Source organism: Geomonas paludis (assembly GCF_014193585.1).
Taxonomy (GTDB): Bacteria; Desulfobacterota; Desulfuromonadia; order Geobacterales; family Geobacteraceae; genus Geomonas; species Geomonas paludis.
In genome coordinates this window covers 81,987-104,605 of sequence record NZ_BLXY01000007.1, presented here as the reverse complement: position 1 = coordinate 104,605, position 22,619 = coordinate 81,987, and the positions used below count along the sequence as shown (strand labels likewise).

General features: G+C 63.4%; 23 protein-coding genes. 3 read left to right on the top strand and 20 right to left on the bottom strand.

Features of this window, described 5'->3' with window-relative positions; all coding sequences use genetic code 11:
* Positions 1–7: 7 nt before the first annotated feature.
* The 5 genes from H7687_RS15680 to queD all read right to left on the bottom strand — a co-directional run bounded on the left by H7687_RS15680 (position 8) and on the right by queD (position 5,068).
* Entirely contained in the window at positions 8–1,894 is a 1,887-nt protein-coding gene (locus H7687_RS15680; RefSeq protein ID WP_183349065.1) for a transglutaminase TgpA family protein, read from the bottom strand.
* Positions 1,881–2,693 carry a DUF58 domain-containing protein gene (locus tag H7687_RS15675; RefSeq protein WP_308470253.1) on the bottom strand — a complete coding sequence of 271 codons (813 nt, stop codon included), beginning with the start codon at positions 2,691–2,693 and terminating at the stop codon, positions 1,881–1,883. Before H7687_RS15675 ends, H7687_RS15680 begins: the two co-directional genes overlap by 14 nt.
* A 50-nt stretch (positions 2,694–2,743) precedes the next feature.
* Positions 2,744–3,658 carry an AAA family ATPase gene (locus H7687_RS15670; protein WP_183349153.1) on the bottom strand — a complete coding sequence of 305 codons (915 nt, stop codon included), beginning with the start codon at positions 3,656–3,658 and terminating at the stop codon, positions 2,744–2,746.
* Between the two features lie 296 nt (positions 3,659–3,954).
* On the bottom strand, positions 3,955–4,707 hold the full coding sequence (locus H7687_RS15665; protein ID WP_183349063.1) for a 7-carboxy-7-deazaguanine synthase QueE: 753 nt from the start codon (positions 4,705–4,707) through the stop codon (positions 3,955–3,957).
* A complete protein-coding gene (gene queD / locus H7687_RS15660) occupies positions 4,700–5,068 on the bottom strand; it encodes a 6-carboxytetrahydropterin synthase QueD (RefSeq protein WP_183349061.1) in 369 nt (122 codons plus the stop codon). Before queD ends, H7687_RS15665 begins: the two co-directional genes overlap by 8 nt.
* A gap of 42 nt (positions 5,069–5,110) precedes the next feature.
* On the opposite strand from queD, the gene H7687_RS15655 reads away from it, so the two are divergent.
* Positions 5,111–5,275, top strand: a complete 165-nt coding sequence (locus H7687_RS15655; RefSeq protein WP_183349059.1) for a hypothetical protein — start codon at positions 5,111–5,113, stop codon at positions 5,273–5,275.
* On the opposite strand, the gene H7687_RS15650 is transcribed toward H7687_RS15655, so the two are convergent.
* From H7687_RS15650 to rimP, 14 genes are all read right to left on the bottom strand, one after another.
* The gene (locus tag H7687_RS15650; RefSeq protein WP_183349057.1) at positions 5,272–5,625 is read right to left on the bottom strand and encodes a hypothetical protein; all 354 of its coding nucleotides are present in this window, start codon (positions 5,623–5,625) and stop codon (positions 5,272–5,274) included. The genes H7687_RS15655 and H7687_RS15650 overlap by 4 nt on opposite strands.
* 28 nt (positions 5,626–5,653) lie before the next feature.
* A complete protein-coding gene (locus H7687_RS15645) occupies positions 5,654–6,262 on the bottom strand; it encodes an L-threonylcarbamoyladenylate synthase (RefSeq protein WP_183349055.1) in 609 nt (202 codons plus the stop codon).
* 2 nt (positions 6,263–6,264) lie between these two features.
* The gene (locus H7687_RS15640; protein ID WP_183349053.1) at positions 6,265–7,368 is read right to left on the bottom strand and encodes an aminopeptidase; all 1,104 of its coding nucleotides are present in this window, start codon (positions 7,366–7,368) and stop codon (positions 6,265–6,267) included.
* 239 nt (positions 7,369–7,607) lie between these two features.
* Positions 7,608–8,048 carry a dUTP diphosphatase gene (gene dut / locus H7687_RS15635; RefSeq protein ID WP_183349051.1) on the bottom strand — a complete coding sequence of 147 codons (441 nt, stop codon included), beginning with the start codon at positions 8,046–8,048 and terminating at the stop codon, positions 7,608–7,610.
* A complete protein-coding gene (locus H7687_RS15630; protein WP_183349049.1) occupies positions 8,048–9,304 on the bottom strand; it encodes a M16 family metallopeptidase in 1,257 nt (418 codons plus the stop codon). The genes dut and H7687_RS15630 overlap by 1 nt, the downstream gene beginning before the upstream one ends.
* Positions 9,305–9,357: 53 nt before the next feature.
* Positions 9,358–11,448, bottom strand: coding sequence for a polyribonucleotide nucleotidyltransferase (gene pnp / locus H7687_RS15625; protein ID WP_183349047.1), 2,091 nt, complete (start codon positions 11,446–11,448; stop codon positions 9,358–9,360).
* Between the two features lie 182 nt (positions 11,449–11,630).
* Complete coding sequence (gene rpsO / locus H7687_RS15620) at positions 11,631–11,897, bottom strand: 30S ribosomal protein S15 (protein ID WP_129127510.1); 267 nt, start codon at positions 11,895–11,897, stop codon at positions 11,631–11,633.
* Positions 11,898–12,025: 128 nt separating this feature from the next.
* Complete coding sequence (truB, locus tag H7687_RS15615) at positions 12,026–12,910, bottom strand: tRNA pseudouridine(55) synthase TruB (protein ID WP_183349151.1); 885 nt, start codon at positions 12,908–12,910, stop codon at positions 12,026–12,028.
* A gap of 2 nt (positions 12,911–12,912) precedes the next feature.
* Entirely contained in the window at positions 12,913–13,881 is a 969-nt protein-coding gene (locus tag H7687_RS15610; protein ID WP_183349045.1) for a DHH family phosphoesterase, read from the bottom strand.
* Positions 13,862–14,221: a ribosome-binding factor A gene (locus H7687_RS15605; protein ID WP_183349043.1), complete on the bottom strand. Its 360-nt coding sequence runs from the start codon at positions 14,219–14,221 to the stop codon at positions 13,862–13,864. The genes H7687_RS15610 and H7687_RS15605 overlap by 20 nt, the downstream gene beginning before the upstream one ends.
* 264 nt (positions 14,222–14,485) lie before the next feature.
* The gene (gene infB, locus H7687_RS15600; protein WP_183349041.1) at positions 14,486–17,380 is read right to left on the bottom strand and encodes a translation initiation factor IF-2; all 2,895 of its coding nucleotides are present in this window, start codon (positions 17,378–17,380) and stop codon (positions 14,486–14,488) included.
* The gene (locus H7687_RS15595; protein ID WP_183349039.1) at positions 17,381–17,974 is read right to left on the bottom strand and encodes a DUF448 domain-containing protein; all 594 of its coding nucleotides are present in this window, start codon (positions 17,972–17,974) and stop codon (positions 17,381–17,383) included.
* A gap of 1 nt (position 17,975) precedes the next feature.
* Positions 17,976–19,127, bottom strand: coding sequence for a transcription termination factor NusA (gene nusA / locus H7687_RS15590; protein ID WP_183349037.1), 1,152 nt, complete (start codon positions 19,125–19,127; stop codon positions 17,976–17,978).
* A gap of 42 nt (positions 19,128–19,169) precedes the next feature.
* The gene (gene rimP / locus H7687_RS15585; RefSeq protein ID WP_183349035.1) at positions 19,170–19,649 is read right to left on the bottom strand and encodes a ribosome maturation factor RimP; all 480 of its coding nucleotides are present in this window, start codon (positions 19,647–19,649) and stop codon (positions 19,170–19,172) included.
* A 404-nt stretch (positions 19,650–20,053) separates the two neighbouring features.
* On the opposite strand from rimP, the gene thrC reads away from it, so the two are divergent.
* Together thrC and yrfG are read left to right on the top strand one after the other, a co-directional pair.
* Complete coding sequence (gene thrC / locus H7687_RS15580; protein WP_183349033.1) at positions 20,054–21,430, top strand: threonine synthase; 1,377 nt, start codon at positions 20,054–20,056, stop codon at positions 21,428–21,430.
* 71 nt (positions 21,431–21,501) lie between these two features.
* Positions 21,502–22,215: a GMP/IMP nucleotidase gene (yrfG, locus tag H7687_RS15575; RefSeq protein WP_183349031.1), complete on the top strand. Its 714-nt coding sequence runs from the start codon at positions 21,502–21,504 to the stop codon at positions 22,213–22,215.
* Here yrfG and H7687_RS15570 read toward each other — a convergent pair.
* Positions 22,199–22,576: a helix-turn-helix domain-containing protein gene (locus H7687_RS15570; protein WP_246404939.1), complete on the bottom strand. Its 378-nt coding sequence runs from the start codon at positions 22,574–22,576 to the stop codon at positions 22,199–22,201. The genes yrfG and H7687_RS15570 overlap by 17 nt on opposite strands.
* Positions 22,577–22,619 lie beyond the last annotated feature (43 nt).

The window sequence follows — 22,619 nt, the reverse complement described above, 5'->3', positions numbered from 1 at the left end:
CCCCGTGTCAAGGACGATCCTGGGATGCTTCCCGAACGATTTCCTCGAGCTCAGCAGCCTCGGCGCGGGTCAGGGGGCGGTCGCGGTAGACGGCGGAGCCGTACAGGGCGGCGAACCGGGCCAGGTGCCGGTCGTTGAGGCGCGCGGAAAGCTCGAAGATCCCTTCATCCCCCTTGATCTCGCCGGGATAGCGCTTGGCCAGCAGGCGGAGCATGCGCCGCAACAGGCGCGCCTCCGCGGTGGGGGGACGCTGCCTGCGCCATAAGACGAAAAGCAGCAGCGCCGCGAACACCGGCACGGTCAGCAGCATAACCTTCCCGAACCACGGCGGCAGGCGCAGGTCGCGGGCCTTGTTCCCGGCATTTCGCACCAAGGCCAGTTGTTTGTCAAGGTCATAGGTGACCACCGCCTTGTCCCAGTAGAAGCCGACCATGTCGGCGTACATGGCAAGGCCGCGCACCTGCCTGCTGCGCACCCGCCCCAGCGCCCAGGCGCTCGGGTCCACCGTCTGCCACCCCACCCCGTCCAGGTAGGCCTCGACCCAGACGTGCGCCATGTCCTCGGTCACCAAGTAGTATCCGCCGACGTCGTTGTAGGTCCCGCCGCGGTACCCGCCGACCAGGCGCGATGGAACCCCGGCCAGGCGCAGCAGTATCGCGTAGCAGGAGGCGAAGTACTCGCAGTTACCCCGCTTCTTCTCGAAGAGGAAGGCGTCCAGGGGATCCCCCCCTACCGGGAGGCCGGTGTTGGCGTAGGTGAGGCGCTGACCGCGGAAGAACGCCTCCAGCGCCGCCATCTTCTCGACGCTGCTGCGGCCGGAGCGCGCCAGGGCCAGCCCCTCGCCCCGCATCCGTTCCGAAATCCGTTCCGGCAGCCGTAGGTAGAAGTCCCGGTCGATGCGCCTGGTCTGCAGCGTGTCGGCGAGAACCGACTCGGCCAGGTAGCGCACCTTCTTGTCCAGGGGGCGGCGCGACACGAAAACGCCGTCGATACTGGCGTCGTTGCGCAGGTCGGTGATGGCTCGGGGCACGTTGAGCGCGGGGAGGTACTGGGTGGCGGTGCGCTCGGGATAGATCTCCTGGAGCACCGCGTCCCCCCTCGTTACCGCGGGGGCATCGTTGGGGGCCGGCTCCCGCACCCAGGCGTCGTTCTTGAACGCGTTCAGCACCACCGCGCGCCAGTACAGTTGTTGTTCCGGTACCTTGGGGGTGACCGCGCGCAACACCGCTCCCTTCACTTCCGAGACGGCCTGGGCGGTCCCCGGCTGCACCGTGTCCGAGAGTCCGGTCTTCTTCCCTGCCGGCGCGTTCATGAAGTTCCAGATCGGGTACTGCGTCCTGGGGAGGAAGAAGAACAGGAAGAGGAGCATCGGCAGCGAAGCGACCGGCATCAGCGCCGCCACGGTCAGCACCTTTTTCGCCTCCCGTGACGGCAGCACGGCGGCAGGGTCCTGGGCGTGGAAGGTCAACAGCACCAGGGCCACGGCCACCATGAGCAGCAGGGAGAAGAGGTAGACCAGGAAAATCGCGGAGATCTCGTACAGCGAAGAGGCGGCCAGGCAAAAGAGGGACAGGGCGAAGGCCTGCAGGTAGTTGCGGCCGATGCGCTCGCCCAAGAGCCTCACCCCGAGAAAGACCACCAGCAGATCCGAGGTCACCGGCACCAGCCGGCTCAGGGAGAACTGCGCGGCAAGGTAGAGAAAGAGCAGTATCGAGGCCGGCGTCAGCACCCGGGGCGGCAGGGCCCGCCCCTTGACCTGCAGGTACGCCGCCGCCAGGAGCGCCGCCGGGAAGAAGAAGCGCGCGAAGGGATCGAGGTAGCCCTGCAGGGGCAGGTAACCGATCAGCGCGATGCAGGCGGTGAGGCCGCTCAGGAGAAGGTCAATTCTTACCATAATTTGCAAGTTCCGTCAGGAGCCTGAGCCGGTGGCTCCTGGTGCTGCCGGGGGTGATGACCCGTTCCCCGAGCTTCAGGCCGACCGGCCGCCCCCCCTTCACCAGGCGGTTCACCAGGAAGGTGCAAAAGGAGAGGCGCTGCTCCAGGTCGCGCCCCGGGACCTGGTCCAGGTCGAGCAGCAGCGGTTCTGCCGCGGTTGCGGTCAGCTCCTTCACCTTGAACACCTCGTGCTTAGCGGAGAGGCGCCAGTGGATCAGCTTCAGCGGCTCGCCGCCGCGGTAGTCCGAGATCTTGGCCAGCTCGCCGTCGTAGCCGGCGGCGGCGACGGCGGCCGCCTCCCCCGCATCGGGCTTGCCGCCCGGGGCCGGGACCGGCAGCGGGCGCGGCGCCGGGAACACGGTGCACTCCTGGTGCACCGGCAGCGACGTGGCCCGGATGAAGAAGTTGACGGGGAAGGGAGAACTGGCCGAGGCGTCGGGGAGCTGCAGGGGGCCGCGCACCGGAAAGGAAAGCAGGAGCGAGCCCGACTGCGGCCGTTTCCGGTCTACCATCAGAAACGAGGTGGAGCCCCCCGCGACGGCAACCCGGACCAGGAACGAGGGGAGATACCTCTTGCTGTTGTGCAGGGTCACGGAGAGGAAGGTATCCGTGCCGGCATAGACCTCGTCGGGGAGATGCACGCTGAGGGCGAGCCCGCGGATGTTCAGCCAGCCGAGCACCCCCGTGGTCGCCATGAAAGCGAGCATGGCGGCGACCATGAGGAAGAGGAGGTTGTTGCCGGTGTTGACCGCGGACACCCCCAGGAGCAGGGTCGAGGCGACGTACAGCCCGCCCCCCTTGGTGAGCTTTATGTGAGAGGGAGAGGGATCTCCTTTAAGATCGCGTTTAATACGTGCTCCTTGTCCACCCCTTCGTGCTCCGGGCGGAAGATGAGGCGGTGCGGGCAGACGGCGTGGACCACGTCCCTGACGTCCTCGGGCGCCACGAAGTCGCGGCCGTGCAGGTAGGCCGCCGCCTTGGCGGCGTCGACCATGCCGATGCCGCCGCGGGTCGAGAGGCCGGCCTGGATCAAGGGGTGGTTCCTGGTCGCCCTGATGATGGCGTAGACGTAGTCGGTGACCTTCTCGCCGACGTAGACCTCCTTGACCGCGGCGATGGCGCCGACCAAGTCGTCGGTTGTCACCAGGGCCGGGATGTGCATGATCTCGTCCCGGATGCTCCCCTGCCGCAGGATCCCCTTCTCGATCTCCTCGGGGGGATAACCGATCCCGGTGCGGATCAGGAAACGGTCCATCTGCGATTCCGGCAGCGGGTAGGTCCCCACCTGCTCCACCGGGTTCTGCGTCGCCAGCACCAGGAACGGCTCGGGGAGCTGGTAGGTGACCCCCTCGACGGTGACGCGCCGCTCCTCCATCGCCTCCAGGAGCGCGCTCTGGGTCTTGGGCATGGCGCGGTTGATCTCGTCGATCAGGACGATGTTGTTGAAGATCGGGCCCCGGATGAAGTTGAAGCGCCCCTCGGTGCGGTCGAAGACGGAAAGTCCGGTGATGTCGGACGGAAGCAGGTCGCTGGTGCACTGGACCCTCCCGAAGGAGAGCCCGAGAGCGCTGGCGAAGGCGAGCGCCATGGTGGTCTTCCCCAGTCCCGGGATGTCCTCGAGGAGGATGTGCCCGCCGGTCAGAAGGGCCATCAGGCTCAGGCGCAGGGCCCTCACCTTTCCCTTCAGGTGCTGGCTGGAGAGTTCCTCCAGTACCGCGTTCATCTCGTCTACCTTGGCTAGTTTCTGCACGTGGAGAACCTCCCTGGGCGATGCCACAGCCACTCATTATAACGGCCGCCCCTGAAAAAGGAAAGGGCGCCCCGGAAAAGGCGCCCTTCTGCTCTGTGTCTTTCCCCCTCGCCCTCCGGGAGAGGGTGGCCGTAGGCCGGGTGAGGGAGGTGCCACGGGCAGAGCTGTGGCAATTGAAACCAAGGTTGCAACGCCCTCACCCCGACCCTCTCCCGGAGGGAGAGGGAGTGTGGACACGGATGCGGTCGCTACAGCCGCCGCTTGTCGACTTACAGCTGTCCCATGAACTTGTGGGTCTGCGGGATGACCCGCACCTCGCGGAGGGAGGAGCAGAGTTCCTGGAGTTCCAGGGTGCGCAGGGAGTCGATGCCGATGCTGCCGTCGTCACGGGTCACCGGCTGCAGGATGAGCGGGATGCCCGGGTCTACCGAGGCGATCATGGCGCAGGAACGCTGGATCTCCCAGTCTTCGGTCTCCTGCCCCACCACGATCTTGACGAAGACCTCCTTCATGGCGGCCAGTTCCAGGAAGGCGTGGTGCTGGTCCCACAGCTCCGGGCAGCCGGTCGAGGACGGGAGCTTGATGTCCATGCCGATGCTGTCCAGGTGCGGGATGAGCGGCGCCAGCGCCTCGGGGAGCGTACCGTTGGTCTCCAGGTAGATGGGCAGGAGCTTTTTCAGCACCGGCAGCCACTCCTCGAGCAGGGTCCCGAAGAGGAGCGGTTCCCCCCCGGTGACGCTGATGGAATGGTGGATGCCCGGCCAGGCGGCGGTCCAGCTTTCGATCAGCGTCGCCACGCGCTCCAGCGGCACCGGGTTGGGGACCTTGAAGAAATCGCGCCGCCCGGGGGTCAGCTCCAGCAGGCAGTCATCCGGGACGGCGCTCATGCCGGGGGTGTCGCAGAACTTGCAGTTCAGGTTGCAGCCGGAAAAGCGCAGGAACACCTGGCGCAGCCCGACCAGCACCCCCTCCCCCTGGATGGAGGAGAAGCATTCGACCAGGGGCGCCTGCAGGTTACTCATAGTAGCTCGCCGCCGCGAAGTCGGATTCCCACACCGTGACCATGTCCACCTTGACCTTGTCCGAGCCGAAGATCTTGGTCAGCTCGTGGTACAGGTAACGGGCGATGTTCTCCGAGGACGGGGAAACGTCGGCGAAAGGAGCCAGCTCGTTCAGGTACTTGTGGTCCAGCGTCTTCAGGAGATCGTTGGTCTCCCGCTTGAGGATCTTGAAGTCGATGCCCAGGCCCGCCTTGTCCAGCTCGTTGGTGGTGATGGAAACTTCCACCTTCCAGTTGTGGCCGTGCAGGTTTTCGCAGTCGCCCTGGTAATTGATCAGATTGTGGGCCGCGGCAAACGCAGTGTGAATGGTGAGACGAAACATGCCACCCTCCCTTTTCATTATTTTCAGTCCGGTCAATATATCATGAAAAGCAGGCCGAGGTTAAGGGCAAAAGGGCAGATTAAGATTGAGATTAAGATTAAGACTAAGGTTACGGTTGAGGAGAAGCAGATGGGCGAGGTCGAGATTGCGGCAAGGATAGTGACCGGCCTTTCCTCAATCTTAATCTTTATCTCAGCCTGCCTTTAGATGTTGATGCTTTCTCCCGGTGCGAGGACCGGCGCGGAGGGGGAGGTGATCCAGGTGTAGGTGAGGACGAAGAAGAGGACGACCAGCGAGAACAGGACCACGAAACTGGGGAAGAGGCGCACCCGCGGCTCCCCCTGCCCGTTCTGCAACAGTCCGAAGGCGGCTACCAGCACGCCGAAGCCCCCCAGCACGCCGGCCAGGAAGAAACCCAGGAAGGTAAGGCGCGCGTCGCCCGCCATGCCCAGCATGAGCAGCGACGAGATGTCGCCATGGAAGAACGTGGCGACGATCAGGGCGATGATGCCGGCGCAGATGGATCTGATGCCGCGACGCACGGTGGTTTTACGCATGGTTAATAACCTCGGGCCGGGATGGCCCTTATTCGCACCAGCTCACGTCCCCGACGCCCTTCCTGAGCACTTCGGGGCGGTCGCCGATCAGGCTGATGACCGAACTGACATCGGCGGAGAGATCGCCGCCGTCGACCACCAGGTCCAGCTGTTTGCCCAGTTCATGCTCGACCGCCCAGGGGTTGCCGATCGGGTCCTCGCCGGAGAGGTTGGCGCTGGTGGTGACGATGGGCGCCCCCAGCTCCTTCACGATGGCCAGGCAGATCGCGTTGTCGGGAATGCGGATGCCGACCGTCTTCTGCTTGGTCTGCAACAGGTCCGGGACCACCGTGGCCGCCTCCAACACGAAGGTGTACGGTCCGGGGAGCAGGCGGCGCAGCTGCTTGAAGGCGTAGTTGGACACCCGCGCGTATCGGGCGATCTCGGACATGTCGGTGCAGATGAAGGAGAACGGCTTCTTGCGGTCGCGCTGCTTGATCTGGTAGATCCGCTCGATTCCCTTCTTGCTGAAGATGGAGCAGCCGATGCCGTAGGTGGTATCGGTGGGATAGGCCACCACGCCGCCGTTTTTCAGGATGTCGACCACCTTGGCGATCAGGCGCGGTTGCGGATTGTCGGGATTGATCTCAAGCAGCATGGCTAGTCACCGGGGTTGAGCCCCAGAAGCGGCCCGTGCACGAAGCGGCCGTCCTTCTGGATCAGGATGTCGTCGAACCACAACTCGCCGTCGCCGGCCAGGATCTTCACCATGTCCCAGTGCACGGCAGAGCGGTTGCCGTTGTCGCACTCGTCGTAGGCCTGACCCGGGGTGAAGTGGATGGAGCCGAAGATCTTCTCGTCGAAGAGGATGTTGCGCATGGGCACCCGGATCTTCGGGTTCACGCCGATGGCGAACTCACCCACGTAGCGCGCCCCCTCGTCGGTGTCGAGGATGCGGTTCAGTTCCGCGTCCATACCGGGGGAGGTCGCCTTGACGATGCGCCCCTTCTCGAACTCGAGGCGGATGTTGTTGAATTCCTTCCCCTGGTACACGGTAGGGCAGTTGTAGGTGATGTACCCCTCGACCGAGTCGCGCACCGGCGCGGTGAACACCTCGCCGTCGGGGATGTTCAGACGCCCGTCGCACTTGATGCCGGGGAGCCCATTGATGCTGAAGGAAAGGTCGGTGTCCGAGGCCTTGATGCGCACCCGGTCGGCGGCGTCGACGCAGGCCTTCAGCGCGTCCTGTTTCTTCGATTCCTCCTCCCAGTCCATGCAGCAGGCGGCGAAGAGGTAATCCTCGTACTCGTCCAGGCTCATGCGCGCTTCCTGCGCCGCGCCGTGGGTCGGGTAGCGGGTCACCACCCAGCGGGTCCCCTTGACGCGCTGGTCGATGATGGGGCGCACCACCTTGGACCAGGCGATCATGCTCTTCTGGTTGGCCTGGGCCATCACCATTGAGTTGTCCGCGGCGGAGAGGCCGAAGTAGACGTCCACCTGCTTCATGAAATCGAGCTTGTGCTGCGGGAAGTAGGAAAGCTGGTCGGGATTGGCGAGGTTGTAGAAGTAGCGGCCGATGTCCGGGATGCTGAACTCGTACTCGACGTACTTGGCGCCCTTTTCCAGACAGAGGGCGTAGAGCTCCTTCACCAGCGGCGCCCCTTCCAGGCCGGCGCAGGAGATGAGCACCACGTCGCCCGGCTGCACGCGGGCCGAGTAGTTGACCAGGACTTCGGCGAATTGTCTGACGCGAGGATCTTTCATATGCGTGCCCCCTTCTGGAGTTTTCAGTGTGGGTACCGCCGCTTCAGCTGCCATGACGTCCCCGCCCCCGCCTGCGGACCATAGCCCTACGGTGGGCGAAGGCCCGGAGGGGGAGGGACAGGGTGGGGGCTTCTGATCTTGGGGTTTAGGAGCATCCCCCCTCCCGACCTCCCCCCTCCGGGGGGAGGAGCGTGGACCGGGCGTCTATCTTAATCTCAATCTTTGTCTAAATCTCGCCTTTACCTGCCGGTGTGCCCGAACCCGCCAGCGCCGCGCTCCGTCTCGCCCAGTTCGTCCACCTCGATGAACCCGGCGCGCTCGCAGCGGGCGAAGACCATCTGGGCGATGCGCTCGCCGTTCTTGATGGCGAAAGGCTCGTTGCCGTGGTTGATCACGATGACGCCGATCTCGCCGCGGTAGTCGGCGTCGATGGTGCCGGGAGAGTTGACCAGCGCGATGCCGTGCCGAAGCGCCAGCCCGCTCCTGGGACGCACCTGCGCCTCGAAGCCGGGAGGGATCTCGACGGCAAGCCCGGTCGGGACCAGGGCCCGCTCGCCTGGATGGAGCACGAAATCTTCTTCGAGCGCGGCATGCAGGTCGACACCCGCCGCCTGCTCGGTCATGTAGCAGGGGAGAGGAGTTGACCGCAGGCGCTTTATCCGTATCGGGATCGTTTTCATCAGACGTTGATGTCGGAGTTCGAGAAGGCGGGTGTGCCGATCCGGCCCAGCATGACCAGGGTCAGCGCGTCGTTGTCCAGGATCTCGTTGGCAAGCTCCAGGATGCTGTCGGAGGTCACGTGGTCGAACCCTTCCATGATCTCTGAGAGCGGCAGCGGGGTGCCGAAGTAGATCTCGTTCTTGGCCAGGCGGGACATCCTGTTGTCGCTGGATTCGAGCGACAGGAGCAGGTTCCCCTTCAACTGTTCGCGGGCCGCCTCGAGTTGTTCGGCCGGGACAGGTTCCTTCTTGAAGCGCCCGATCTCGCGCAGCATGATCTCGAGGAGTTCCTTGGCGTTTTCCGGGCTGGCCCCGGCGTAGACCACCAGGGAACCGGCGTCGGCGTGGGAAGCGATGTAGGAGTAGACCGAGTAGGCCAGGCCGCTCTTCTCGCGCACCTCCTGGAACAGGCGCGAGCTCATGGAGCCGCCCAGGATGGCGTTCATGATGAAGGCGTCGTAGCGCTGCGGGTGACTCTGCTGCACCCCCTTGAGGCCCAGGCAGACGTGGATCTGCTCCAGGTCCTTCTCCACCAATTCGATGCGGCGCTCGTAGACCGGGGGAGCGGATTCGCTCCGGCCGTGCCCCGGTTCCACTCCCTGCAGGAACTCCTCCAGAAGAGCGGTGAGCTTGTCGTGGGTGACGTTGCCGGCGGCGGTGACGATGATGTCGTCGGCGCGGTACATCTGGTCCTTGTAGGCGATGATCGCGTCGCGGGAGAGACCGGTGACGCTCTCGGCGTCGCCCAGGATGGACATCCCCAGCGGGTGTCCCTTCCAGAAGTGCTGGTGGAACAGGTCGTGGATCAGGTCGTCCGGGGTGTCCTCCATCATGTTGATCTCCTGGAGCACCACGCGGCGCTCCTTTTCGATCTCTTCGCTGTCGAAGGTGGAATGGAGGAAGATGTCGGTCAACAGGTCGACCGCACGGGGGAGGAACTTGTCCAGCACCTTGGCGTAGTAGCAGACGTACTCGCGGCTGGTGAAGGCGTTCAGGACGCCGCCCACGGAGTCGATTTCGCGGGCGATGTCCAATGAAGAACGGCGTGCGGTGCCTTTAAAGAGGAGGTGTTCGATGAAATGGGCGACGCCGTTCGACTCCCGCCGTTCGTGGCGGGAGCCGTTGGCGACCCAAATTCCGATGGAAACCGAGCTGGCATACGGAATCCGCTCGGTGATGACGCGGATTCCGTTATTTAGGGTGGTCTTTTTAATCATGGCTAGAACTATACCGGGAAACCCATGAATTGCCAGTTTTCACATGAGAGAAATTATTCGGTGAAGGTCTGGCCCAGGGCCTCTTTGCGGGACAGCTTGATCTTGCCCTGCTTGTCGATGCCGATGCACTTCACCAGCACCTTGTCGCCTTCTTTCAGGATGTCGCTCACGTTCTTCACGCGCTCGGTGTCGAGCTCGGAAACGTGCACCAGGCCGTCGGTACCCGGGAAGATCTCGACGAATGCGCCGAACTCCATGATCTTCTTGACGGTGCCCATGTAGAGCTTGCCTTCTTCGGCCTCTGCGGTCAGGTTGCGGATCATCTTGATGGCGAGGTCGCAGGCTTCCTTGTTGTTGGAAGCGATGTTGATCTTGCCGGTATCCTCGATGTCGATGGCGACGCCGGTCGCCTCGGTGACGCTGCGGATGTTCTTGCCGCCGCTACCGATGACGTCGCGGATCTTGTCCACCTTGACCCAGATGGTGGTGATGCGCGGAGCGAAGGCGGAGAGGTCGCCGCGGGCGGTGGAGAGCGACTTGGCCATCTCGCCCAGGATGTGCACGCGGCCGGCTTTGGCCTGTGCCAGTGCGGCGCCCATGATCTCGCGGGTCACGCCGCCGATCTTGATGTCCATCTGCAGCGCGGTGACGCCGTCGGCGGTGCCGGCCACTTTGAAGTCCATGTCGCCCAGGTGGTCTTCGTCGCCCAGGATGTCGGAGAGGATGGCGTAGTCGTCACCTTCCTTGATGAGGCCCATGGCGATGCCGGCGACCGGTGCCTTGATCGGGATACCGGCGTCCATCATGGACAGGGAGCCGCCGCAGACGGTCGCCATCGAGGAGGAGCCGTTGCTCTCGGTGATGTCGGAGACGATGCGGATGGTGTAGGGGAAGTCATCGTGCTTCGGGAGCACCTGCTGCAGGGCGCGCTCGGCCAGCATGCCGTGGCCGATTTCGCGGCGGCCCGGGGCGAGGCGGAAGCTGGTCTCGCCGACGGAGTACGGCGGGAAGTTGTAGTGCAGGAGGAACTTCTTGCGGGAATCGCCGTAGAGCGAGTCGATGCGCTGCTCGTCGACCGAGGTGCCCAGGGTGGCGGCCACGATGGACTGGGTCTCGCCGCGGGTGAACAGGGCGGAACCGTGTGCGCGCGGCAGGAAGCCTACCTCGGTGCTGATGTTACGGATGGTCTTGGTGTCGCGGCCGTCGATCCTGGAGCCGTCCTTGATGATGTGCTCGCGCACCAGGTCGTACTCGAGCTCTTCGATGAACGCCTTGACCTCTTTCTCGGAGCCTTCGAACTCGCCGGCCAGAGCCGCCACGGTCTTTTCGGTGATGGCATCGATGGCGTCATGACGCTCGCCCTTGGCCTTGATGCGCACCGCGGCTTTCATCTCTTCCTTGGCGAGGGCATCTACGCGAGCCTTCAACTCGGTGTTCACAACCGGGGCCGGGATGTCGCGCTTGACCGGCTTCACCTTGGCGACCAGCTCTTCCTGTGCGGCCAGGATGCCCTGGACTGCTTCCTTGCCGAAGAAGATCGCCTCGAGGAGGTCGTCCTCGGAGACTTCGGAGGCGCTGCCTTCCACCATGAGGATGGCGTCCTTGGAAGCGGCGATCACGATCTCCATGTCGCTCTTCTCTTCCTGCTCGGCGGTCGGGTTGGCGATGAACTGGCCGTCAACGCGAGCGACTTTCACGCCTGCTATCGGGCCGGCGAAGGGAACATCGGAAACCATGAGGGCCGCGGAAGCGCCGATCATGGAGAGGATGCCCGGATCGTGATCCTTGTCAGCGGAAACCACGGTCGCCATGACCTGGGTATCGTTCAGGAACCCTTCCGGGAACAGCGGGCGGATCGGGCGGTCGATGAGACGCGAGGTGAGGGTTTCGTTGTCGGAGGGACGGCCTTCGCGCTTGAAGAAGGAGCCGGGGATGCGGCCGCCTGCGTAGGCTTTCTCCTGGTAGTTGACGGTCAGCGGGAAGAAGCCCTGACCTTCCTTGGCGGATTTCATGGCGACGGCGGTGACGAGCACCATGGTGTCGCCGCTTTTGATCATGACCGCGCCGCTTGCCTGCTTGGCGATCTTGCCTGTTTCGATAGTGATAGTTTTGCCACAGCACTCTGCTTGGACAGTGTGTACCATTGTTACGGCCTCCATTTGGGTGTTTCGGTTGGTGTTGGGGCCGCCGAGAAAAGCGCCATGCGGGCGTAACAGTGCGCCGCAGGGCAGTTTTATCCACGCCCCCAACAAGAAAAAGGGCACGAGGCCCTTACATGATGAAAAAGAGGAAAGGCAATATACCCGGGGAGGTATACTGCCTTTTCTTACCTTCTGATGCCGAGTTTAGCGATGATCGCTTTGTACCTTTCGACGTCTTTCTTCTTCAGGTAGTCAAGCAGACCCCTTCTCTGACCGACGATCTTCAGCAGACCGCGACGGCTGTGATGATCCTTCTTGTGAGTCTTGAAGTGCTCAGTCAGATAAGTGATACGCTCCGAAAGAATTGCAATCTGCACTTCCGGCGAACCCGTGTCGGAATCGTGCAGCTTATGAGCTGTGATGATTTCCTGCTTCTTTTCCGTTTGCAGCATGTGGTTACACCCCCTTCCGCTTCCTAGTTATTTTGCTTATTTATGCCTGCCCGCAGAGATTGCTCCCGCGGTTTAGATCAAGACCTTTAACTCTTATCACAAAAGCAAGTACGTGTAAAGAAGGAATACTAATTGAACACACGGGCCAGGCGCAGCCCTTTGAGCTTGTCGTACTCCGCTACTGCCGCAAAGCGCTCCCCCAGATAGAGTCGCACCTGCTCACCCACGGCAAAATCGCCGGGAGGTTCAATGAAATCATGCGCCTGCGGCACCACGCCGTTCAGCACCTTCTTCCCCCCCGCCTCGGTGAGCGCCAGCGCCCTCAGATGATCCAGCGCCCGGTCCAGCGGCATGAGCAGCGCCTCCTGGTCGGCGGCCCCGGCCAGCGCCTCGATGCTGATGGCGTCGGCCTCGCGGAAGAGACCGCTCCTTGTGCGCCGCAATTCAAGGAGGTGGGCGCCGCAACCGAGCGCCTCGCCGATGTCGCAGGCGAGCGTCCTCACGTAGGTGCCCCGCGAGCAGCGCACGGTGAAGCAGGCCTCGGGGAGCCGGATCCATTCGAAGGTGAGCGAGTGGATTTCGACCTCGCGCTCCTCGCGCTCCACCTCGATCCCTTTCCTGGCCAGCTTGTACAGCGGCACCCCGCCCTGCTTGATGGCTGAGAACATGGGAGGAAGCTGCTTCTGGAGTCCGAGGAACTGCGGCACCAGCCGCTCCAGGTCCTCGGCCGTCAGGTGCGACCACTCCCGCTCGGAGATGACCGCTCCGGTCAGGTCCTGGGTGTCGGTGGCGATGCCCAGCCGCAGCACGGCCCGGTACTCCTTCTCCGACTCGTCCAGGAACTGGATCGCCTTGGTCCCCTCCCCCACCGCGACCGGCAACACGCCGGTGGCAAAGGGATCCAGGGTCCCGGTGTGCCCTACCTTCTTCTGATTGATGGCGCGACGGACCTTGGACACGATGTCATGCGAGGTGACACCGGCCGGCTTGTCGATCACGAAAAAGCCGTTCAGCATCAGCGCATCTGCTCCAGTCGGTCGAAGACCTGCGCCTTGACCTCGGCGAGCGTGCCGCGCACCATGCAGCCGGCGGCGTTGTGGTGCCCGCCGCCGCCGAAGGAGGCGGAGACGGCAGAGACGTCGACCTTCCCCTTGGACCGGAAGCCGACCTTGAAAGTACCCTCGTCGACCTGGCGGAAGAAGAGTGCCACCTGCACCCCCTTTATGGAGCGCGGGTAGTTGATGAAGCGGTCGGTGTCCTGGGCCGTGGCGCCGGTCTTCTGGTACATGTCCAGGGTCACGGTGACCGAGGCGTACTCGCCGGACGGTGAGACGGTCAGGTCGGACAGCGCCAGCGCGAGGAGCGCGATCCTCTGCAGCGGCTCGCTCTCGTAGAGGTTCTCGTTGACGCTCCAGGCGTTCACCCCTTTGCCGATCATCTCGCCGGCGATGGCGAAGGACTCGGGGTCGGAGTTGGAGTAGTGGAAGCTCCCGGTATCGGAGAGGATGGCGGTGTAGATGCAGAGCGCGGTCGGGTAGTCGACCTCGTCGCCGGCAGCCCGGATGACCCGGTAGATGAGGGCGGCGGTGGCGCTCGCCTTGGGATCGATCAGGTTGCAGACGCCGAAGTTCTCGCATCCCAGGTGATGGTCGATATTGATGAAGCGGCCTATCCTCTTGTTCTCGGTGACCGCCTTGCCGGCGCGCCGGAACTCCCCCACGTCCAGCACGAAGCAGACGTCGAAGTCGCGCTCGGGCATGTCGCCGTAGACCTGCTCCGCCATGGGGAGGAAGGAGCAGTTGTCGGGAACCGGGTCGCTCAGGTAGACGGTGACGTCCTTGCCGCGCGCGGTGAGGTAATTGGCCAAAGCCAGGGAGGAACCAACCGCGTCGGGGTCGGGGCTCTCATGGCTGGTGATAAGAAAGCTGTGTGCCTGCTCGATCTCCGCAACTATCCGCTTAATCTCAGCTGTGGTCGCCGTCATCCGTAGCCCCAATCTCCTTCAGAATCGATTCGATATGCTGGCCGTAATCTAACGAGGTGTCGTACTTGAACATCACCTCGGGGGTGAAACGCAACTTGAGGGCTTGGCCGATCTCTTTACGGATGTAGCCCTTGGCGGAGTTGAGACCCGCCTCGCTGTTCTTCTTGGCGGCATCGTCGCCGTGCACCGTGAAGTAGACGGTGGCCTGTCTCAGATCGGGAGTGACCTTGACACCGGTGATGGTCAGGAAACCAATGCGGGGGTCCTTGAGACCCTTTATCAGAAGTTCCGAGATGATCTTGTGGATCTCTTCGGCAACCTTGTCGGAACGTTTAACCATGATCTTTCTCTCTTGTGTGATCCCGGCCCTTATTACCAAGCACGGGGTTGCTTACATGTCCCCGCCCCCGCCTGCGGGCCGTAGCCCTACGGTGGGCGAAGGCCCGGAGGGGGAGGGTCAGGGAGGGGGAATCTTCGCTCATGCGCCCCCCTCCCGGCCTCCCCCCTCCAGGGGGAGGAGCAGAGGCGAAAACGATAAGGGGAGAGCGGCCTCCGCCGCCGGGATGCCGGACGCGGGACGCCGCTCTCCCCGTTTGCTTGACTGTTACAGCTTGCCGGCAACCTTCTCCATCTCGAAGCACTCGAAGATGTCGCCGATCTTGAGGTCGTTGTAGTTCTCCAGCGACATACCGCACTCGTAGCCGGTGGCCACTTCCTTGACGTCGTCCTTGAAACGGCGCAGGCTGCCCAGCTTCCCTTCGAAGACCACCACGTTGTCGCGCAGCAGGCGGACCTGTGCGTTTCTGATGATCTTGCCGTCGGTGACGTAGGAACCGGCGACCATACCCGCCTTGGGCACCGAGAAGACTTCCCTGATCTCGGCGCGCCCCAGGTACTTCTCCTTGAAGGTCGGCTCCAGGAGGCCTTCCATGGCCTTCTTGATGTCGTCCACCGCGTCGTAGATGATGTTGTACAGCCTGACGTCGACCCCTTCCTTCTCGGCGAGCGCCGCCGCCTTGACTTCGGGGCGGACGTTGAAGCCCAGGATGATGGCGTTGGAGGCGCTGGCCAGGTTGACGTCGGTCTCGGTGATGGCGCCGACGGATGCGTGCAGCACGTTGAGACGGATGGCGTCGGTGGTGAGCTTCCTGAGGGATTCGGCCACGGCCTCGACGGAGCCCTGCACGTCGCCCTTGACGATGGTGTTGAGGTCCTTGACCTCGCCCTTCTGGATCTTCTCGTAGAGCTGCTCCAGGGAGAGCTTGCTGTGCTTGGCCAGTTCGGACTCGCGCAGCTTCATCTGGCGGTGGTTTGCGATCTCCTTGGCCTGCTTCTCGTCGGTCATGGCCACGAAGATGTCACCCGCGTCGGGCACGCCGTTGAAGCCGATGACCTCGACCGGCATGGCCGGGCCGGCGGCGACGACCTTCTCGCCGCGGTCGTTCTGCATGGCGCGCACGCGGCCGAAGTGGATGCCGGCCACGAAGTAGTCGCCAGCCTTGAGCGTACCTTCCTGGACCAGGACGGTCGCCACCGGGCCGCGCCCCTTGTCCAGCTTGGCCTCGACCACGGTGCCGCGTGCGGTCTTGTCCGGGTTCGCCTTCAGCTCAAGGACGTCGGCCTGCAGCAGAACCATTTCGAGCAGCGACTCGAGGTTGAGATGCTTCTTCGCGGAGACCTCGACGAAGATGGTCTCGCCGCCCCACTCCTCGGAAACCAGGCCGAACTCCATAAGCTCCTGCTTCACCTTGCTCGGGTTGGCCTCCGGCTTGTCGATCTTGTTGATGGCGACGATGATGGGAACGCCGGCAGCCTTGGAGTGGTTCACCGCCTCGCGGGTCTGCGGCATGACGCCGTCGTCGGCCGCAACCACCAGGATGACGATGTCGGTCACCTTGGCGCCCCTGGCGCGCATCGCGGTAAAGGCCTCGTGGCCCGGGGTATCGAGGAAGGTGATCTTCTGCCCCTTGAGCTCCACGTCGTAGGCACCGATGTGCTGGGTGATGCCGCCGGCCTCGCCGGCAATGACGTTGGCCTGGCGGATGGCGTCGAGCAGCGAGGTCTTACCATGGTCGACGTGACCCATGATGGTGACGACCGGCGGACGCTTGATGAGGGATTCCGGCGTATCGGGCTCGGCCTCGAGGATCTCGTCCACGTCCAGCGCCACGTTCTCGATCTCGTAGCCGAAATCGGTGGCCAGGAGGGTCGCGGTGTCGAAGTCCAGCGGGTGGTTGATGGTCGCCATGACGCCCAGCTTCATGAGGGCGCGGATCAGGTCGGTGGCCTTGATGCCCATGCGCTTGGCCAGCTCGCCCACGGTGATGGACTCGCTGATCTTGATGATCCTCTTGATGGCCTTGGGCACCGTGATCTCGGTCTTCTTGCCGACCTGGACCTTCTCGACGTACTTGCCCTTCTTCCCCTTGGAGCGGGGACCCGGCTCGAAAACCCGCTCGCGCTTGTCGAGCATGTCCTTGAAGCTGTCTTTCTTACCCTTGCCTGCGGCCGCTCCGCCTTTCTTGGCGTTCTTGCCGAAGTCGGTGGTGCCACCCGGGGCGGGCTTGCGTCCCTTGCGGCCACGATCGTCCAGAAGCGGCGGCGGCTCGATCGGGGCCAGCGGTGCCGGACGGTCCGGGCGCGGACCGGTGGGACGCTCGCCGGGGCGGCCTGCACCCGGACGGGGTGCCGGGCGCTCGGTGCCGGGGCGCTCGACGCCGCGCGGCATGCCCGGGCGCGGTGCCGGACGCTCGCCCTGCGCGGGACGCTGGTACTCGCGGCGCTCGGCCGGGCGCTGGGTCGGGATCGGGATCTCGACGCGGCCAAGGATCCTGGCGCGGGTCGCGGTCGGTTTATCGGGCTCGGGCTCCACCTTGGCGGCTGCGGCCTCGGGCGCCTTGGCCGGAGCGGCTTCGGCGGCAGGCTGCTCGGCCGGCTTGGCTGCCTCCGGCGCGGGGGCCGGCGCTGCAGGAGCGGCTTCTGCCTTGGGGGCCTCGACGGCGGGCTTCTCGGCCGCGACCGGTGCCGCCGGGGCGGGCTGCTCCGCTACCGCGGGCTTCTCTTCCTTCACGGGCGCGGCCTGGGGTGCCGGCGCCTCGGGCTTCGCCACCGGCTTGGGTGCGGGGGCCGCCTCGATGATCCTGGCGCGGACCGGTTCCGGACGCTTGGGAGCCTCCTCCACCGGGGCCGGCTTCTCGACCGGCGCAGGCTGCACTGCCTCTTCCTTCTCCGGCTCGGCCGGCGCTGCCGCCGCTGCCGGGGCTTCCGGCTCGACCGCCTTGGCGCGACGGCGGATCAGGGTCGGTTTCACCCTCACTTCTTCCTGGGACACTTCTTTGTGGGGGGTCTGCGCAGGGGCGGATACCGCCTTGATATCCGAATCCTCAAGGACAGCCATATGGTTCTTGACCTGCACGCCTGCCTCGGCCAACCTTGCCATAAGCTCCTTATTGTCGATCCCCATCTGCTGCGCCAGCTCATATACGCGGGTTTTGCTCATCTACTCACGCTCCTCCTCAAAGAAGTTCCTGTACTTTTCCATTTCCAATCCAATCGATCCCACGAAGCCGCTTTCCATAACAACCAGGACGCTTCTGAGTTCCTTTCCCAGCAATTCGCCAAGGCGCTCCTTGGTGAACAGGGAGATGCAGGGGACCTGTTTGAGCTGCGCCAGCCCCCTGAACTTGTCGCCGATGTCGGGCGAGATGTCGGTGGCGACGAACAAAAGGCCGGCGCCCCCTTTTTTCAACTTATCCTGAACCTGGTCCGAACCCGACACCACCTTGCCCGCCTTGTTGGCCAGGCTTATGTAGGAGGCGATGCGCTCCTCGAGCTTGTGCAGCACCTGCTGCACCAGCCCGTCTGCGTCGGCGCCCAGCACCTCGCCCTTGAAGCCGCGGGAGAACTGCTTTTTCTGGACCGCCTGCCTCAGGCACGACGCCTTCAGGCAGGTGTACGCCCCGCGGCCGGGGAGCTTGTTCTGCAGGTCGGGGACCAGGGTGCGGTCCGGTGCCAGCACGAAGCGAAGCAGCTCGCCCTTGTCCTTGGTCTCACGGCAGGCAAGACAGCTTCTCTGTGGTGTGGCCTTGGGCATGCTAATCCTCTTCGGTCGCCTCTACTGCTGCCGGCTCGGTCGCCTCTACCGGCTCGGCGGCCTCTTCTTCAGACTCGGTACCGTCGTAGGAGGCAAACTGCTGCAGTTCGGCCTCGGCCATGCGGGTCTCGCTCTTGATGTCGATCTTCCAGCCGGTCAGCTTGGCCGCCAGGCGCACGTTCTGACCGCGCTTGCCGATGGCCAGCGAGAGCTGGTCGTCCGCCACGATGACTTCCATGGCGTAATCCTCTTCGTCCACATACACCTTGGTCACCACGGCCGGGGCCAGGGCGTTGCAGGCGAAGCGGGCAATGTCCTCGCTCCAGGGGATGATGTCGATCTTCTCGCCGCGCAGCTCGGAGACCACGTTCTGGACACGGGAGCCGCGCATGCCGACGCAGGCGCCGACCGGGTCGACGTCGCCGTCATGCGAGTAGACGGCGATCTTGGCGCGCCCGCCCGGCTCGCGCACGACGCTCTTGATCTCGACGATCCCTTCCGCGATCTCCGGCACCTCGGCCTCGAACAGCTTGGCCAGCATGGTGGGATGGGTGCGGGAGAGCATGATCTGGGGGCCCTTGGTGGTCATGCGGATCTCGGTGATGAGAGCCTTGACGCGGTCGCCCTGGCGGTATACCTCGCGCGGTGCCTGCTCCTTGTGCGGCAAAAGCGCCTCGGCGCGGCCGAGATCCACGATCAGGTCACCCTTCTCGAAACGGCGCACCACGCCGTTGACGATCTCGCCCTGGCGTTCCTGAAACTCGTTGAAGATGGTCTCGCGCTCCGCCTCACGCACGCGCTGGATGATCACCTGCTTGGCGGTCTGCGCGGCGATCCTGGAGAAGCCGGATGCGTCCATCTTCATGCCGATGGAATCGCCGATCTCGACCTCCGGGTCCTCCTCGCGCGCCTCGTCCAGCTCGATCTCGCGGTAGGAATCCTGCACCTCTTCTACGACAGTAACGAACTCGAACAGCTCAACCTCACCGATCTCGGGGTTGTAGTGCGCCTCCAGATCGCGGGTATTGCGAAATTTCTTGTTGGCAGCGGTGAGAACTGCCTGTTCCAGCGCCTCTACCACAATACTTTTATCGATGCCCTTCTCTTTTACGATCTGGTCGATCGTGTGCTTGAGGTTAAAGCTCGTTTCCACGTCACTGTCTCCTTCTGCTTGCTGATAATTGCAAAGTAAATTTTAGAATTCGAATTCGAGGTTGGCCTTGGCCACCTTGTCCAGCGGGATCGAGGCGTGCTGTCCTTCGGTGAGGTCGATGCTGATCACCCCGTCCTGAACCCCGAGCAGTTTGCCGGTGAACGTCTTGCGCTTGTTGCCCGCGTCGTCGGTGAGCATGTCGAAGGTTTTCACCTTGACCAGGTGTCCCTGGAAGCGCTCGTAGTCGGCGATTTTCTTGAGCGGGCGGCAGATGCCCGGCGAGGAAACCTCCAGGTTGTAACGCTCCGGCATGAAGTCCTCGACGTCGAGGATGTCGGAGAGCTGCCGGCTCACGTCGGCGCAGTCGTCCAGGGTGATGCCCCCCTCCTTCTCCAGGAACAGCCGCAGCACCATGTCGCGCCCTTCGCGCTTGTACTCCAGGTCCACCAGGTCGATCCCGAGCGGTCCCCCGATCTCGGCGACAATTTCTGTGACTCTTTCTACTACATCAACCTTTGCCATCTAGCGTTTTCCCATAAAAAAAAGCGAGCCGGAGGAGCTCACTTTTGAGTGAACATTAACATGTGACCCTTTATGTAGCATGGAAGGCTTCTTTATGCAAGCGCTTTTTTTCCGAAAGTAAGCTGTTTTTCAAGGTTTCGCGCCTGATTTGCAGCTGATTCTTGCGGGTATTTTTTTCTGTCGCGGCGATGTGAAATCGGGCGTCGCCCGACATGACATTGCTAAAATTTAATACTTCCTTGCCATTTCTCCCATGGACACTGCCTTTGCTCCTGCCAGTGGACCACATCCCCCCCATGACAACAGGGCGCGACCAAGCAATCTCTTCACTTTTGCAGCATTAACTGTTATATATTGGCGTTGCCGCAACGGCACAAAAACCAGCACCAGGAAAGAGAACTGACATGAAATACATAAGCACCAGGGGAAACATCGCACCGATCGGGTTCAAGGAAGCAGTGATGATGGGGCTTGCCACCGACGGCGGCCTGATCCTGCCGGAGAGCATCCCGCAGATCGCACCGGAAACACTCGCCGCCTGGGCCAAGCTCCCCTACCGCGAGCTCGCCTTCAATATCATCTCCCTGTTCGCCACCGACATCCCGGCCGCCGACCTGAAAGCCCTCATCGACCGCTCCTACGGCACCTTCGAGCACCAGGAGACCACGCCGCTGGTGCAAAAGGACGGCGTCTACATCCTGGAGCTGTTCCACGGCCCCACCCTCGCCTTCAAGGACGTGGCGCTGCAGCTGCTGGGCAACCTGTTCGAGTACCTGCTGAAGGAGCGCGGCGAGAAGATGAACATCCTGGGCGCCACCTCCGGTGACACCGGCAGCGCCGCCATCGCGGGCGTGCGCGGCAAGGAAAACATCAACATCTTCATCCTGCACCCGCACCTGAAGACCTCCCCCATCCAGGCGCTGCAGATGACCAGCGTGCTGGACGCCAACGTGCACAACATCGCCGTGGAGGGGACCTTCGACGACTGCCAGAACATCGTCAAAACCCTGTTCAACGACCTGGAGTTCAAGAAGGAATACGCCCTGGGCGCGGTCAACTCGATCAACTGGGCGCGCGTGCTGGCGCAGGTGGTCTACTACTTCTACGCGTGGGGCAGGCTCCCCGAGCAGGGCAAGGTGGTCTTCTCCGTGCCGACCGGCAACTTCGGCGACATCTTCGCCGGCTATCTCGCCAAGCGCATGGGACTTCCCGTCGAGAAACTGCTTCTGGCCACCAACGAGAACAACATCCTCTCCCGCTTCGTGCAAAGCGGCGACTATTCGCTGGGGCAGGTGGTGCAGACGGTGTCGCCGTCCATGGACATCCAGCTCGCCTCCAACCTGGAGCGCTACCTGTACTACCTCTTCAACGAGAGCGCGGAGCGGGTCAGAAGCGCCTTCGCCGAGTTGCAGCAGACCGGTAAGATCGTCTTCAGCGCCGAAGAAGTGCAGCGCGTGCAGAGCGAGTTTTTAAGCTGCACCGTCAACGAAGCGATGACCCTGGAGACCATCGCCTCCTTCAACAAGGAAACCGGCTACGTGCTCGATCCGCACACCGCGGTCGGCGTGCGCGGGGCCCTGGAGTGCGTCAAGGGGCACCCCGCCGTGGTCTGCCTGGCCACCGCCCACCCCGCCAAGTTCGGCGAGGCGGTCGAGCGCGCCATCGGCACCCCGGCGCCGCTGCCGCCGCAACTGGCCGCCCTGCAGGGCAAGGAAACCCGCTGCGAAATCATGGCTGCCGACAAGGAGCTGGTAAAGGCCTTCGTCAAAGCCAAGGCTTAGTCCGACATCGGACCTGTCCGACTAGTCCGACTAGTCAGACAGGTCCGACCCCAAAAAAAGAGAACCCCTCCATGCCCCTCCCCCCCCTGAAAGTAGACTGGAACCTCATCGACACGGTCCACCTCGACATGGACGGCACCCTGCTGGACCGGCACTTCGACGACCACTTCTGGCTCGAACACGTCCCCAAGCGCTACGCCGAAAAAAACGGCATCAGCGAGCACGCCGCCCAGGAGAAGCTGCACCGCATGTTCCGCTCCCAGGAGCAGACCCTCAACTGGACCGACCTCGACTACTGGTCGGCGCAACTCGGGCTCGACATCCCCGTGCTCAAGGAGGAGGTGAACCACCTGATCGCGGTGCACCCCTTCGTGATCGAGTTCCTGCTCTTCCTGCGCCAGCACGGCAAGAAGATCTACCTGGTCACCAACGCCCACAGCAAGACCCTCAACATCAAACTGCGCCTGACCAGGATCGGGAGCTACTTCGACGGGATCATCTCGGCCCACGACCTGGGGCTGCCCAAGGAGGATCCGCTTTTCTGGGGGAAGCTGCAGCAGAAGGTGTCTTACGATCCGGAACGGACCATGCTGGGAGAGGACAGCGAGACCAACCTGGAGACCGCGCGCCGCTTCGGCATCCGCTACCTGATCCACGTCGGACGCTTCAGCTCGACGGCGACGCCGGCTCAATCGGAGAGTTTTCACTCCATTCATTACTTCAGTGAACTGATCCCGCGCGACGGCGGCATGTGCGTGGAACTTGCCACTAGTCGCGGGGTTTGATCCGGCACAACCCGTACTTCTTGGCGAGGTCGTAGAGGGCGGGACGGCTGACGCCGAGCACCTCGGCCGCCTTGCTCATGTTCCCTCCCGAGGCCTCAATGGCATCGTGCACCATGTAGCGCTCCACCCTGTCCCGGGCTTCCCTGAGCGTCATCTGCCCGGAAGCGACCCCCGCCATGCCGCAGGCGGTCTCGCCGCCCGGCGCGAGCTGCCCACCTGACAAGGCCACGTCGTTGCGGCCGGAAAAAAGCCGCTGCAGTACCACGCATTGAGCACCCATCCACCCGGCGGGGTGGGACTCGTTGCCGTTCCCGGAAGGGGGCCGGCAAGCCGCATCTTCAACTACCTGACGCTTTTTCATGACGTCCATCCTCGCCTGCTAGCGGTTGACAGAGGAACCACTT